The sequence below is a fragment of the Bradyrhizobium sp. 2S1 genome (assembly GCF_011516625.5).
GTDB lineage: Bacteria > Pseudomonadota > Alphaproteobacteria > Rhizobiales > Xanthobacteraceae > Bradyrhizobium > Bradyrhizobium septentrionale.
Window position 1 is genome coordinate 3,996,084 of the sequence record NZ_CP147717.1, and the last position, 14,501, is coordinate 4,010,584.

At 61.3% G+C, this 14,501-nt stretch carries 10 protein-coding genes; 4 read left to right on the plus strand and 6 right to left on the minus strand.

Annotated features, from left to right (window positions below):
- Positions 1-19: 19 nt before the first annotated feature.
- The 3 genes from HAP54_RS18890 to HAP54_RS18900 all read left to right on the plus strand — a co-directional run bounded on the left by HAP54_RS18890 (position 20) and on the right by HAP54_RS18900 (position 3,314).
- Positions 20-1,381, plus strand: a complete 1,362-nt coding sequence (locus tag HAP54_RS18890) for a dihydrolipoyl dehydrogenase family protein (protein WP_166302643.1) — start codon at positions 20-22, stop codon at positions 1,379-1,381.
- 126 nt (positions 1,382-1,507) lie between these two features.
- Positions 1,508-1,999, plus strand: coding sequence for a cupin domain-containing protein (locus HAP54_RS18895; protein WP_166302646.1), 492 nt, complete (start codon positions 1,508-1,510; stop codon positions 1,997-1,999).
- A gap of 109 nt (positions 2,000-2,108) precedes the next feature.
- On the plus strand, positions 2,109-3,314 hold the full coding sequence (locus tag HAP54_RS18900) for an MFS transporter (protein WP_166302648.1): 1,206 nt from the start codon (positions 2,109-2,111) through the stop codon (positions 3,312-3,314).
- 124 nt (positions 3,315-3,438) lie between these two features.
- Here HAP54_RS18900 and HAP54_RS18905 read toward each other — a convergent pair whose 3' ends face one another.
- Positions 3,439-4,953 carry an ATP-binding protein gene (locus tag HAP54_RS18905; protein ID WP_166302651.1) on the minus strand — a complete coding sequence of 505 codons (1,515 nt, stop codon included), beginning with the start codon at positions 4,951-4,953 and terminating at the stop codon, positions 3,439-3,441.
- A gap of 446 nt (positions 4,954-5,399) precedes the next feature.
- Here HAP54_RS18905 and HAP54_RS18910 point away from each other — a divergent pair, with 446 nt between their 5' ends.
- Positions 5,400-8,063, plus strand: coding sequence for a formylglycine-generating enzyme family protein (locus tag HAP54_RS18910; protein ID WP_166302653.1), 2,664 nt, complete (start codon positions 5,400-5,402; stop codon positions 8,061-8,063).
- A 31-nt stretch (positions 8,064-8,094) separates the two neighbouring features.
- Here the strand turns inward: HAP54_RS18910 and HAP54_RS18915 are convergent, their stop codons facing one another.
- The 5 genes from HAP54_RS18915 to HAP54_RS18935 all read right to left on the minus strand — a co-directional run bounded on the left by HAP54_RS18915 (position 8,095) and on the right by HAP54_RS18935 (position 14,422).
- Positions 8,095-8,415 carry a tetratricopeptide repeat protein gene (locus HAP54_RS18915; RefSeq protein ID WP_166302656.1) on the minus strand — a complete coding sequence of 107 codons (321 nt, stop codon included), beginning with the start codon at positions 8,413-8,415 and terminating at the stop codon, positions 8,095-8,097.
- 174 nt (positions 8,416-8,589) lie between these two features.
- Positions 8,590-9,933 (minus strand): IS1380-like element ISBdi2 family transposase, encoded by a 1,344-nt coding sequence (locus HAP54_RS18920; RefSeq protein WP_166204320.1) that lies wholly within the window; start codon positions 9,931-9,933, stop codon positions 8,590-8,592.
- Between the two features lie 93 nt (positions 9,934-10,026).
- Positions 10,027-12,084 carry a hypothetical protein gene (locus tag HAP54_RS18925; RefSeq protein ID WP_166302659.1) on the minus strand — a complete coding sequence of 686 codons (2,058 nt, stop codon included), beginning with the start codon at positions 12,082-12,084 and terminating at the stop codon, positions 10,027-10,029.
- Between the two features lie 319 nt (positions 12,085-12,403).
- The gene (locus tag HAP54_RS18930; RefSeq protein WP_166302662.1) at positions 12,404-13,558 is read right to left on the minus strand and encodes an OpgC domain-containing protein; all 1,155 of its coding nucleotides are present in this window, start codon (positions 13,556-13,558) and stop codon (positions 12,404-12,406) included.
- Between the two features lie 249 nt (positions 13,559-13,807).
- Entirely contained in the window at positions 13,808-14,422 is a 615-nt protein-coding gene (locus tag HAP54_RS18935; protein ID WP_166302664.1) for a TetR/AcrR family transcriptional regulator, read from the minus strand.
- Positions 14,423-14,501 lie beyond the last annotated feature (79 nt).

The window sequence follows — 14,501 nt, forward strand, 5'->3', positions numbered from 1 at the left end:
CTGACGAAGGAAGGGGCCGATGAGCGCTCAAGAATACGACGTCGTGATCATCGGCGGCGGCAATGCCGGGATCGGCGTGACCGGCCCGGTCCGGCGTGCGGGATTGTCGGTCGCGATGATCGAAGCGCTCGACCTCGGCGGCACCTGTCCGAACCGCGGCTGCACGCCCAAGAAGGTGTTGGTCGCCGCCGGGCAGGCCCTTCACGACATCGAGCGCGCCGACGTACACCGGATTTCAGTAGGCCGACCAAAACTCGACTGGGCAGCCCTGATCGCGCGCGAGAAGGACATGATCAAGGACATCCCGGAAAACCTTGCGCGCGCCATGGCGCGGCGCGACGTTGAGGTGATCAAGGGGTACGGCACCTTCGTCGGACCGGACACAATTCGAGTCGCGGATCGCACGCTTCACGCCGGCCACATCGTGATTGCCGGAGGGTCAAAGCCCCGGCCGCTGTCCATTCCCGGCGCCCGACACATGGTGACCTCGGACGACATGTTGCGCGAAAGCAAGCGCCCCGACTCCGTGATCTTCATCGGCGGCGGCGTGATCTCTCTCGAGTTCGGCCATGTCTATGCGCGAGCCGGCAGTTCGGTCACGATCCTGGAGGCGCTGCCGCAACTCTTGCCTGCGATTGACACCGATGCGGTAGCCAGGCTCCAGGCGGAGAGCGAGCGTATCGGGTTGCAGATCAGCACGGGTGTTGGAATCGAGCGTATCGAGGAGAGTGGCGGCCGGTTTCGCGTTGTCTTTACTCACGAGGGCATCGAGAAAGCGGCCGAAGCAGACTGGGTCGTCAACGGCGCGGGCCGCATTGCCGACGTCGATGCGCTCGGTCTTGCCGCCGGCCAGGTCGATCACGACAACGGCCGCATTGCCGCCGACAGCCATCTGCGCTCGATCTCCAATCCGCGCGTCTATATTTGCGGCGATGTCGTTCCAACCTCACCGCAGCTTTCGCCGATCGCGACTTACGAAGGCGATCTGGTCGGCCGCAATATCGTCGATGGACCGAAGCACAGCCCCGACTATGCCGCCATCGCGACCGCGGTCTATACCGTTCCCGCCCTTGCCGCCGTCGGCTTGACCGAGGCCGCTGCAAAAGCCAAGGGTCTGCCGGCGGAAGTCCATGTCAACGACATGCAGGAGTGGTTTTCGGCGCGAACCTACGCCGAAACTGTCGCCTGGTCGAAGATCATCGTCGATCGTGACAGCGACCGCATCCTCGGTGCCCGTTTCGTCGGCCACGCCGGTCACGAGCTCGTCAACATCTTCGGCCTGGCCATGAAGTTCGGCATCCGCGCAAGCGAGCTTCGCGAGCACGTCTACGCCTACCCGACCTTCGCTTCCGACATCAAGCACATGCTCGGCCACGCGTGAGCCGCATAGCCCACCGCTATCGACTCAACAGCCAACCGGCATTTCCAGAAGTAAACGCTCTGCGCGATGCTGATGACATGCCGGCCAGCCTTTCGGGGCCGCGACAACAAGCAAGGAGACCACGACATGTTCAAAGACGTCGCAACCTCGCGCAAGATCTGGCAAGCTCTCGGCGTCGCCGGCGCTATTGCCGTTTCGCTTGCGACATCGCCCGCCGCTTTCGCCGGCGAATGTCCCGCCGACAAGATGAAGCCCAACGCCCGCTCGATGGTGGACTACAAGCCGGTCGGCGTCGCGGACGTGACGCTTGGCTCCATCGAGCTTGGCAAGCAGCCCGCGCATATCGAGGGCCGCGAACTGCGCTTCCGCAGACTGACCATCGAGCCTGGTGGCATCGTGCCCTGGCACAGCCATGACGACCGGCCGGCGCTGATCTTTGTCCAGCAGGGCGAGATCGTGGAGTACGCCAGCAACTGCGTCGATCCGATCGTGCACAAGGCCGGCGACCTACGACCGGAGGTCTTCGGAACTTCTCATTGGTGGAAGAACCTCGGCAAGGAGACCGTCATTCTCTATGTCGGCGACCTCCGCAAGGATCCGGCCGACCACAACATGTAACGAGTGCCGACCCCCACGCCTCGTTACCGCATGTGACGGCCGGGACTCCCGTGTTGGCCCCGCACGCCCGGGCGTCACATCCCCCTTTTCCATCACCGGAGTTATCGCCATGACCGACATGCCGATGGAAACGGCGAAGGCAATGCAAGCGCACGGTCATTCGCCCGGCGTAGCGATGCGATCTCTGCTGATCGGCCTCACCGCATTCCTGACCGTGGTCGATCTGTTCGCGACTCAAGCGATCCTGCCGGCTCTGACGCGGCATTACGGCGTAACGCCCGGAGCGATGGGCTTTGCGGTCAACGCCAGCACGATCGGCATGGCCGTCGCAGGGCTGGTGGTCGGGTCGTTCAGCCCGCATATCGACCGCAGGACGGGCATTCTGGCAAGCCTGCTTCTGCTCGCGATCCCGACAGCCCTGCTTGCGGCGGCGCCGAACCTGGCCGTCTTCACCATTCTTCGCATCATGCAGGGTCTCTGCATGGCTTCGGCCTTCACGCTCACGCTCGCCTATCTCGGAGAGCAGTGCAGCGCGATGGATGCCAGCGGCGCCTTCGCGGCCTATATCACCGGGAACGTCGCCGGCAATCTGATCGGGCGCCTCGTCTCGGCGACTGTGTCGGACAATCTGGGCCTGGCGACGAATTTCTATTTCTTTGCCCTGCTTAATCTCGCAGGCGCGCTGCTGGTCTATTTCACCATCCGGCGCGTCCAGCCCATGCGAGCGATCGGTCCGGCACAATCGCCGCTTTCGGCCATGGCCGAGCATTGGCGCGATCCCGCCTTGCGCGCCGCTTTTGGCCTGGGCTTCTGCGTCTTGTTCGCCTTCATTGGCACCTTTACCTACGTCAACTTCATCCTGGTCCGCGCTCCGCTGTCGCTCGGCATGATGGGGGTGGGCCTTGTCTATTTCGTATTCCTGCCCTCGATCGTCACGACGCTGCTGGCGGGCAAGGCCGTGGCACTGTTTGGCATGCGTCCCTCGCTTTGGGGCGGTCTTGCAATCGCGATGCTGGGTTTGCCGCTGATGCTCTCGTCGCATCTGGCGGCTGTGCTCGCCGGGATGGTGCTGGTCGGGGTCGGCACCTTCTTTGCACAAGCCTGCGCCACCGGCTTTGTCGGGCAGGCGGCACGAACAAACCGCGGGGTTGCCAGCGGCACCTACCTTGCCTGCTATTTCTTCGGCGGCCTGGTCGGCAGTGCTGTGCTTGGCCAAGTGTTCGACCAATTCGGATGGGTCGCCTGCGTTGCAGGCGTCGGTGCGGCCCTTGCGGCGGGTAGCTGCCTTACCGCCAAGCTTCGGTTGCGAAGCTAGCAGGTGCGCTCCAAACGGACCCCGATCTCTCGACCGGAAGAGAGGAAAAGGCCCGCCTCTCGGCGGGCTTTTTCGTGTTGAACGGCACGTCTCGATCGTGGGCTTCGCTGCTTGACCGATTGGATCACAGGGTTGAGCTGTTGTACGCCGCTTCCGCCGTCGCCTCATCCGCATTCGGATCGGCCGCCGCCGTCGCCCAGGCGAGTTCGACGAGGGTCACGGTCCGTCGGCCGGCGCCGTCGAGCTGGCAGACGATCAGGCCCTGTTCCTCGATATAGGTCAAAAGATGCCGGGCGCGGCGCAGCGAGTGGGTGCCGTAGGCGCGGGCGATCGCGGCATCGCTCGGGCAGGGCCAGCCTTCCTTCGCGGCGCGGGCGATCATCATGAAGACGCCCTGCATGTCCTCGGGCAGCAGCGCGGCGCGCATCGAGACATCCTGCCACGCGTCGTCTTCCGCCATCTCGGTGCCGAGCCCGGCGCGGGCGCGCGTCAGCATGCGGCGGAAATCGGTCAGCTCCGGCACGACAGCACCGAGCCCTTCGATGCGGCAGCGGACCACGAACTCCTGATAGAGCACGCCGATGGCGCGGAAGCCGGCATCGGGTTCGGCGAGGATGGCGCGCAGGATGCGGTCCAGCCGTTCCCGCCGCTCGGCCAATTGCTCGGCGCTGAGTGGTTGCTCCGCGGCTTCGGGATTTGGCTCCGGCGCTGGCTGCTTGGCGGCCATCAGCTGGCTGAGCAGGTCCGGCGACGGCGCCCGGCGCTGTGGCCGCACGGTCTCGGGCGGCGGCGCTGCCAGGATGATGGCGCGCGCGTCCTTCAGTGCGGCTTCCGGCAGCGGCATCAGCCGCGGTGCCGCGTTGCGCGGCTGGGTATCCGTTGGACCGATGCGCAAGCCGAGCGGACGGCGCGAGAGCGCAGGCCCGAGCGCCATGAATTGGCCGCGCTCGAGGTCGCGGAAGGCTTCCGCCTGCCGCCGCTCCATGCCGAGCAGGTCGGCGGCGCGCGCCATGTCGATATCGAGGAAGGTGCGGCCCATCAGGAAGTTGGACGCCTCGGCCGCCACATTCTTGGCGAGCTTGGCGAGCCGCTGGGTTGCGATGATCCCGGCAAGGCCGCGCTTGCGGCCGCGGCACATCAGGTTGGTCATCGCGCCGAGCGAGAGCTTGCGCGCCTCGTCGGTCACTTCGCCCGCAACCGCCGGCGCGAACAGCTGCGCCTCGTCCACCACCACCAGCATCGGATACCAGTGGTCGCGTGGGACCTCGAACATACCGCCGAGGAAAGCCGCCGCCCGCCGCATCTGGTTCTCGGCGTCGAGCCCTTCGAGATTGAGCACGGTGGAGACGCGGTGGATGCGCACGCGCTCGCCGGCGACCTGCAGGCTGCGCTCGGTATGGTCCTCGGCGTCGATGACGAGGTGGCCGAAGCGCTCGGCCAAGGTGACGAAGTCGCCTTCGGGGTCGATGATGGTCTGCTGCACCCAGGGCGCGCTCTGTTCCAGCAGCCGGCGCAGCAGATGGGATTTGCCGGAACCCGAATTGCCCTGCACCAGGAGGCGCGTGGCCAACAGCTCCTCGAGGTCGATGGCCGCCGAAGCGCCGGCCGTCGTTTGTCCCATCTCGATCGCTACGGTCATCTGCCCCGACTCAAATCATCCTTGCGGAGACGCGGCTTAACAAGCCGATCGCGTCCCGTCGAGCGAACCGCGACATCATCCCCAGGCGCGGCCGGGACGTCGACCCATCTTCGAAAGGGTTGCGCTCGGATGCCGCCGCCAGGTCGAAGCCGACGATATGAGCTCGCAGGTCGCGAGCAGAAGTCCGAAATCAATTGTACGCAGGCACCTTTGTCGGTCGGCGAGACAACAGGGAGCCTCAGACGTCGCCACTGATCGGGGAAATCACAGTCTTTACGCACACTGTTTTAGAGGTACAACTATATAGCGAATACACCCAGAGCAGTCGCTCCAAGGGAGGTGCAGGTGCAGCGCTGGTTCATCAGTTATCACTCACCGGAACGCCCGCTTGCCGAACGCATCAAGGAGGGGATTGAAAGGCACGATGCGAGTGCCAGCATTTTTTTTTGCCCCGGCAAGTATGCGGGCCGGAGGATTGGACCAACCAGCTTGCGCAGGAAATCGCTACTGCAACCGTTTTTGTTCTGGTCTTGGGAGAGTGCGGAATCGGGCCATGGCAAGTGCTGGAATACGGTGAAGCGCTCGATAGAAAGGTAACGCATGACGATTTGCCGATTATCGTTCTGTTGCAGGAGGGACAGACCGCGCCGGGACTGCCGTTCCTGCGAAGACTGCATTGGATTGTGAGTGCGAATCTATCGTCGCAAGCCACCATAGCACTGTTGTTTGGAGCAGCCGCAAACTCCGCCGAAACCCCGGAAGCCCTCTGGCGCTACACGTCTCCATATCGAGGCCTTTCCGCGATGGAGCAAAAGGACAGCGACTATTTCTTTGGCCGTGCCAAGGAAACAACTCAGGTCCTTCGATCCTTGCACAATCATCCGGACAAGGTGCCAATTCTGCTCGGTAACTCTGGAGTTGGAAAGTCGTCTGTAGCCCAGGCGGGGGTGCTCGCTGCGATGGTCAGGCAGCGGTGGCCGGAAGAGAGCGCTGAAGCATGGCCAGCCAGCTTCAACAACAGCCGGCGCTGGTGCGTCTTGTCGCTTCGGCCGGGCGCCACGCCGATCAAATCGCTGGTCGAAGCATTCCTGGCGACCTGGCAACTGGATGGCACAACGACCGATTGGCCCGATCGTCGGAAGCTATGGATCGAGAAGCTGCTTGAGGAGAAGCTCGATCTGCAAGACCTGATCGACCAGACCTGCCGTCGATATGTCGAATTGAACCAGGCCCCACCTGCGTCCTTCTTTCTCTACGTCGATCAAGGTGAAGAGTTGTATTTGCGTTCGGACCCCAAGCAACGTCAATGTTTCTCGAAATTGCTGGAAAGGGGAGTTGTCGACGGACGTATCCGTGCCCTCATGAGCATGAGATCGGATTTCCTGGGCGAACTGCAGAGCGACGCTTCTCTGTATCGGGCTCATATTCAGATCAACGTTCCTCCTCTTCGGGAAGATCAGCTTCTTCAGGTGGTCGGCGGGCCGGCCAAATTGCTCTCCGCCCGCTTCGAGAGCGATACCCTGCCTGATGATCTTGCAAAGCGCGCTGCCGATGATTCGATAAAGGATGCCGGCGCCTTGCCGCTCCTGTCATACCTGCTCGACGGAATGTGGAAGCAGATGGTTGAGCGCGGCGACGGGATCCTCCGGCTTCCGCACCAGTCGATCGATCTGGGACGTGTCTTGGTGGATCGAGCCAATCTGTTCATTTCGTCCAATCCGGGGTCGGAAGACGACCTCCGTCGAATCTTTACACTCCGGCTTGCAACGGTTCGCGAAGACGGCGAGCCGACGCGCAGGCGCGCGTCCCGCTCGGAATTCTTGGATGCCGAATGGCGCCTGGTTACTCAACTTGCAAACGATCCATATCGGCTGTTGAGTACCTTTACCCCGGAAATGACGACCACTGCGTCCGAGCCGCAGGACGGGGAGCGCGTTCTCGGCAGAAGTTTCTACGCCGAGGTCGCTCACGAAGCGATCTTTCGGAGATGGGACAAGCTTCGCTCGTGGATTTCATCGGAACGAGAGTTCTTGACATGGCGGACGGGACTTGAGCTGGCGCGTCGCGCGTGGGATTCCGCGCCTTCCGACTCCAAGGATGAGGCTTTGCTCCTTGGCCTGGCGCTGAAGCAGGCTCTCACCTGGTTGGCTAGCCGCTCGGAGGATATTCCCGTCAAGGATCGCGAGTTCATCACGCGCAGCCGAAGCTCCCTGAGATCACCAAGGCTTCGTGCGCAAGCGGCACTCGTCGGGACGGTGGCGCTGATACTTTCGGCCGTTGGCTTGTGGGAATACGGCAGGAGCGAATACCTGACGACCATAAGGGAGGCTTACTTTCGATTTGCGAAGGCATCAGCAAAGACCGATCAGCAAGTCCTCTCGCTGGACCGAGGGCAGCCATTTGCGGACTGTGCCGGTTGTCCGGAGATGGTCGCGATACCGGTCGAGTCATTCTTGATGGGGGCGCCCGGAACGCAAGGCCTTGCTCGCGAGCATCCCCAGCACAAGGTATCCCTTACAAGGCCGTTCGCCGTCTCCAGAAACGAGATCAGCTTTGATGAATGGAATCTCTGTGTTGCGAATGGCGACTGCGAGCCGCGTCATGGCGCATGGGAGGACGGCAACCGGCCGGTCATCAACATCACCTGGAATGACGCAAAACGATACGTGAGCTGGCTTTCGCGGGTTACCAGGCAGCGATATCGACTGCTCTCGGAGGCCGAATGGGAATACAGCGCGCGCGCCGGGGGGCAAGGCCTCTTTTCCTTTGGCAACGACGATGACGCGCTTCTGAAGCTATATGCCTGGTACGATGCCAATTCGGATGGGCGCACCAATCCCGTGGGCAGCAAAAAGGCCAATGCCTTCGGCCTGCACGACATGCATGGAAATGTCGCCGAATGGGTCGAGGATTGTGCCTTCTATGAATACTCCACGAAAGAGCGGGACGGCTCGCCATGGGTGGCGGCGAATTGTGGCAAGCGGGTGATACGCGGAGGATCCTGGCGCTACGGACCGTTTGCGCTAAGGTCGGCGGCACGTGATTCCGCAGGGATCGATACATTCGATGACGATCGCGGGATGCGTGTCGCGCGTGATCTGGCCGATTGAAGCGTATTTCTTCTGCTTTCGATGCGTCCTGTCATTCGTCATCGTCGCAGGTGCGCACGCTGTAGTCTCCCGCTAACCGTCCTCGCGCATCGTCCGCGTGGCGTGTGAAAGTAAATCGCCTGACGATTTCCTGGTCCATCTTCTTTGCTTCCTCACCCTTGCCGGCGCATGCAAGTGTTTGGGCCATGATCGAGTAGGCGTTGTCGACGGCGTTTCCATTCGGTGAGACTTCGAGGAGTCGCTTGAAGGTCGCTTGCGCCGCCGCCAAGTCCTTCTTGCCAAGACCCTCGGCATAAAGCTGCTCCGCTAACGCATCGTCCAACAGGTTGGAGTTCGGGAATTCGGCCTGCATGCTATTAACCCGTCCTATTCGTGAGAGTGCTTTTTTTAGTCCGATTGATGTGGCCGCACATCTGCTCTGACGAGGCGCGCGGGATTGCCTTCGGCTTTTCACCGCCTGACGACCCGTACTTTGCAACGCGCTTGAGGGATGGGTTGGGCGAACGGGGGGCGGACGCCCCGCCGGTCAAGGACCGAGCGGCAGCAGCGCGCCTGGCAAGCCGCGGATCAGGTCGGCTTCGGGACATGCCGCGGCAAACGCAAGGCGAATGCGGCTCGTGGTCTCGACGACACGGGCAGCGAGTTTCAAGAGACGAAGACGCAGCGTCGCGAACTCGGCTGTGGCCAATTCCCGGGCTTTGGGAATCGCGTCGCGCACGGTCAGCATCAGCCAATAAGCGGCGGTGTGGAGAACGAGGCGGACTTGATTGGCGAGCGCCGAACGGCAGCTGGTGCGATCGGAGGCGAGCTGTGTCTTATGCAGCTTGATCAGATTCTCGGCTTGGCCGCGCGCGCAATACAGGCTGTCGTAGATCCACTCGGCCGAGCCGACATCGAGGCTGGTGACGACGAAACGGATGTCGAGGCCGAGCATCGTCGCCTCAATACGGGCGACGGTACGCCGTTCGCGATCCCAGGACTTGGCCTTGTGGCGCGTCTCGGTATAGCCACGCAGAACCGGCAGGTTCTCGATGGCGCGTCGCGTGCGGATGTCGTCGGCGGCCTCGTCGAGTTTTCTGGCGAGCGGCTTGGTGCCGGACAGACCGAAGATGTAGTCGATGCCGTTGGTCTCGCACCACGCCATTGCCTCCGGCCGGGCATAGTGCCCGTCGCCACGGAACGTAATTCGCGTGTTGTGCCACCGCGTCCGGATATGCCGTATCAGGCGGCGCAGATGGGCACGCACCTCGACGCCGCCCGGCGTCTTGCCGGGCCGCAACACGACCGCCACGGGCCGGCTCTTCTCCGTGTCGTAGACGTGGATCGGCAGGAAGCAGCGTTCGTCATAATGAGCGTTGAACAGCGAGAGCTGCTGATGGCCGTGGACGACATCGCAGGTATCATCGATGTCGAGCGTGACGGATGCCGGCTCGCGCGGGTAGCTATCCATCCATGCGTCGACCAAAGTGTAGGTCAGTCGGATCACGTCGCGCAGGCGCGGAGCATTCTCCAGCCGCGACAGCGTCGGTTGGGAACACAGATCGCGACCCGTGTCCGGCAGCCGTCCGCAGGCCAGCTTGAATGCGGGATCGGACCGCAGATGATCGAGGTCGTCGGCGTCCTCGTAGCCGCAGCAGATCGCGAACATGCGCGCGCGGAACATATCGACAAGGCTGTGCACGACCCGCGTCGGATCGCGCCGATCCGGGAACACCCGGGCCAAATTGTCGGCCAAGCCGAGACGCCGCTCGGCCATCGCCAGAAGCATCACGCCCCCGTTCGAGGTCAGCCGACCGCCATCGAAGGCAGCTGTGACTTTCTTGGCGTGAACGGCTGGAAACGAGAAGGGCAGAATCGTATCATCGGTCATGGCGGGCCTGGCGTTCGCGGTTGAGGTGATGGGGTTGGCTTTGCAACCGAATCCTACGCCGCATCAGCGCTTTACACCACGCTCGCCAGCCTCTCAGGCGCACTCTGACGAATAAGACGGGTTAACGGTCGCCGCGACGCTGTCCGGGGCAAAAGTGGCCGACAAGCGCACCTTCCGATAGTAAAGCCATTCGCGCAGCTTGTTGTATGAAGGAGCCTTCGGTGTGATGGAGAGAGCAATATCGGCCATATGGATTGCTTGCCGCAGGTCGCGATGCGTGAATTCCAACAAGCCATACTTCTTCAGATTCTTCCGCTTGGGATTCTCATCGTCGATGATCGTTGAGTACTTTATGACTATGGTTCGGGTCCGCCGTATTACCTCGGCCGGTTGTTTGCTCTGAATCGTCGTGGTGAAATTGATGAAGTCGATAAATTCTCTCGACGCCTGAAGCAAGTATGGCAATTCAACAAGATTCGGATCGTCTCGCTCCTCGGTGTCGAACTTCTGAAGGGCCGCGTCTATCCGTTCCGGGCTTGTCGTTGACGGTAAGCTTTCAGGCGTGATGCCCATCAGCTTCAGGTACTCTCGATATGCCGATCTGGCGGCGACGTAAGCGAGGATCGGCTGCTTCGGGAAGTTGGCATCCTTGTCGACGATTGATCGCATTTCGGTCGTTGGAAGACCCGAGACGGCGCGAAGGACCGTCCTCCTTGCGCCCGGATCCTTATAGTCTCCGTTTCCGACAATCATCGCCTTGGATAGATAGGGCAGTGCTTGATCGAGCTTCCCTTCGTTGATTTTCAGCCAACCCAGCATGAAGGCGGAATCATCGGCGTGAGGTGTTTTTGGATCGGCGAGAACGGCTTCAAAATGGGGGTAGATCCGGCTGACGCGCGCGGAGTAGTCAGGTAATACGTCGACTATGTACTTGCCGTTCATGAGATCGGTATCTCGTATCAGATCGCTTACCCGCTCGACCACCGTATCCGGCTCCTCAATATCGGTCTGCTTTTTCTTCAGGGTCGCATAAACATCGTGCAGTACATTGCCCAATTCTCTCAAGCCGATTGCATAGTGCAAAACCGCTCTTATCGGAGAGTCGTCGGAGCTCTTCTTGAGTGCTTCGTCGAGATCGCCGACCACATAGTGAAGACACTCGACGAAGCGATCTGAAGGATTTTTCGCAAGAAAGGCTTCGATCGATTTCCGGACTTCCGGGAAATCGGTTTTCGGTCCGTAGATGTCCAACGCATAGTGCATATGATCGGCAAGGTGCCCGATGGCACCGGACGGAAGCATCGGCCAAACGTGCGTGCGATACTTTTTTGACGGATATCGATCGAAAACGGTGTCGACGCTCGCAATGGCTGTTTCCACCGAAGTATCCCGCGCAAATCGTCGGAATGCCAACGCGACCTCAGGCCAAAGAGAATAGTCGTTGCCTGATAGGCGCCGGTCCTTGTCGAGCGCCGAAGATACGGCTGTTTCCAGCAGCCTTTGGCTGATTTCCGTGCCGTTGATCGCGATATATTGCCGGTGTCCTTGTCCCTTCTTGTCGAAGCTCGCCGTATAAACATAGCCTTTGCCGCCGCCCGCACGATAGACAGATAGGCCCTTGTTTGCAGACGCCTGAGCGTCGCCGAGAGGGTCGACGAGTACGCCGGAGTGTATGTCTCGTCCTTCTCCCAGCGCGCCGTATTCAAGAGAGGCAAGCGTGAGTTGCTCGAACTTCAGATCTCCCCATTTTACGATTACGGATTGACCATCGTTAGTCCACTCCGTTGACTCCGGTGCGCCGCCGCGTTCGCACGAGAGCTCTTCAATCTCTCGTGCGATCTCCTTCTTGGTCAGTTGGACAGGAGCTACCTTGATTGCGACGAGCAGAAGATTCCGATCTTCGCCGAACAGCAATATGCTGTCAGCAGTGTAACTGTAGCCTCTGTTTCTGGTCTGAGTGCGATTGCAGGATGTAAGACGCGCAAAGTCCGGACTCGAATTGCAGGTGAATGATTTCAGCCTGGAATCTGTGGCCGAAACGGGCGTCCCAAGCGTCCATCCATCGACCAGGAAATCCGGTGCCGCTTCGCCGCCTTGAACGCAGACCGTCAGCAGTATTGCTATGACGCAAGCTCTGAAGACGCGAAGCATTGAAATCTCCCAATCGAAAATAATTGCAAAGAAGGGCGATTAATAATAGTGATACTACTCTTGCGAGTGCCCATTTCAATGGTCTCGCGACCTGAATATTCCGGATGGGCAGTCTCGCAGCGCAGATGCGAATCCGTTGTCGCGCCAGACGCGCCAGCGGCGAGGTCTTTTGCTGTCAATTGCTTCGCGTTTCTCCCAGCGCGAGGGCGCTCGCAAAATCGACGTCAGCAACTCAGCCAGCTGTCATCGGCATCGCCTGGCGAACGCGTCGGATCTCGGACGCGGCCAGCTCGGCTGAGCTCTGTAACACCCGAAGGGGCTATTCCGCCGGCTTAGCGGCGGCCGGCGCTTTCGCCGGCGCCTTGTCGACCTTCTTCGACCACGAGCGGTAGTAGGCCAGCGCGGTCATCAGCACGATGCCGACAATGCTGACCAGGATCTGCATCCAGATGCTGCCGGAGACCTCGACCAGCAAGACATGCGCGATGACGGCGAGGAAGACGCCGGAGCAGAACACCTCGAGCGATTGCTGGCCGCATTTGAGCAACGGCTGGAACATCGGCCATTCGTATCCGGGCCACTCGCGCGGCAGGAAGCGCGTGACGAAGAAGGCGAGCACGACGAAGTGCAGCACGCGATAGGGCGCGAGGTTGGTCTTGTCGTTCGGGTTGAACGCATCATAGAGCCAGGCCGGCATCGCCTGCCCGAGCTCCGGGAAGCGGCCCGCCAGCGTCATCACGAGCGCGAACAACAGATAGGCGCCGCCGAGCCAAAGGAAGGCGCGCGAGCGGATGAACGAGATCGACTCGCTGGCGCCGCCGAGCGCGAACCATCCGCCGAACACGAACAGGAACTGCCAGCAGAACGGGTTGAAATACCATGTACCGGACGGATAGGCCGGCAGGTTCCAGCCGAAATGCCGTGCGGCGAGATAGAGCAGGAACGAGGCCAGCAGCGTCAGATTGAGCTTGCGCAGCATTGCCCACAGCACCAGCGGATAGCAAACCATCAGGGCGATGTAGAGCGGCAGCACGTCCATGTTGACCGGCTTGAACGCCAGCAGCAGGCCCTGATAGAGCGTCTCGGCCGGGTTGTGCATGAAGCCCGCGACGTTGAATTCGTTCTCCAGGTTGGGGTCGTGGTAGCGCTGGGCGAGATAGCCGATCTCGGCGATATAGATCACGAACAAGAGGACGTGCGCGACGTAGATCTGCCAGGCCCGCTTGATCAGGCGGGTGGCGCCGATCACGGTGCCGCGCTCGAGCATCATCCGCGCGTAGACGAATGACGCAGTGTAGCCGGAGATGAACACGAACAGATCGGCCGCGTCGCTGAAGCCGAAATTCTTCTGGGTGACCCAGTTCACCGCGTTGTTCGGGATATGATCGAGATAGATCGCCCAGTTGGCGAAGCCACGCAAGAGATCCAGGCGATAGTCGCGGCCACGCGGCGGCAGGACAGCCTTGACGTCCATCGGTTCGTTCCCTTCCCCAACCCCGCGCATTCCGCACAGCGCGCGCACACAGCGTCATAGTAGAGCAGGATCAGCATAGTTGTGTAACGGTTTTAGAAAGATCATGCTCGGATGAGAACCGCCATGCCGGTTCGTTCTGTGCGTAGTGCGTAGGATGGGTGGAGCGCAGCGATACCCATCATTTCGCCACCAGTTCGATGGGTATCGCTTCGCTCCACCCATCCTACGAGAGCCGGGACAGGGCAGCCGCTAACGCCGAACGAACCCGTTGTGCAGCGTGGTGAACAGTGCCTTGCCCTTCTTCACCAGATCGTATTTGTGGCCGTAGAGCAGCCAGACCGCGGTGAGGTGGCACATCCCGCCCATCATCAGCGACATCGCCGTGTAGGGGTCGAGATTCCTGCGATAGGTGCCGGCGCGGCTCGCCTGCTTCAGCAGCTGCACATAGAGCAGCGCGTATTTGTCGACGGCCTTCTTCACCCGCGGCTCGGCGGCAAGCACGCTCGGCCATATCTCCAGGAAGAACACGCGGCCCCAGCCCGGGTTGTCCTTGATGTACTGGAAGTTGGTCAGGAAGATGATGCGGAGCTGCTCGACCGGGTCGCCACCCTTGACCAGCAGCGGTTCGGTCTTCTGATACAGCGCCTCGAAATTGCCCGCGGGCACATCGAGCACCAGCGCGCGCTTGTCCTCGAAATAATCATAGAGGCTGGAGAGCGGCACCTTGGCCGCCGCGGCGATGTCGGTGAGCGAGGTGCCGTCAATGCCTCTCTCGCCAAACAGCCTGGTGGCTGCCGAGAGAATCTGCTCGCGCCGGTCGCGGCTGCGTTGTTGCTTGAGCTTGAGTGTCGTCCCCGAAGCCACTTCCTTCTCCAAGAGCGCTTTCGAGCGAAGCCTGTCCCGGACTTGATCCGGGATGGATACCGGTTCGCGCAAAGAAAAC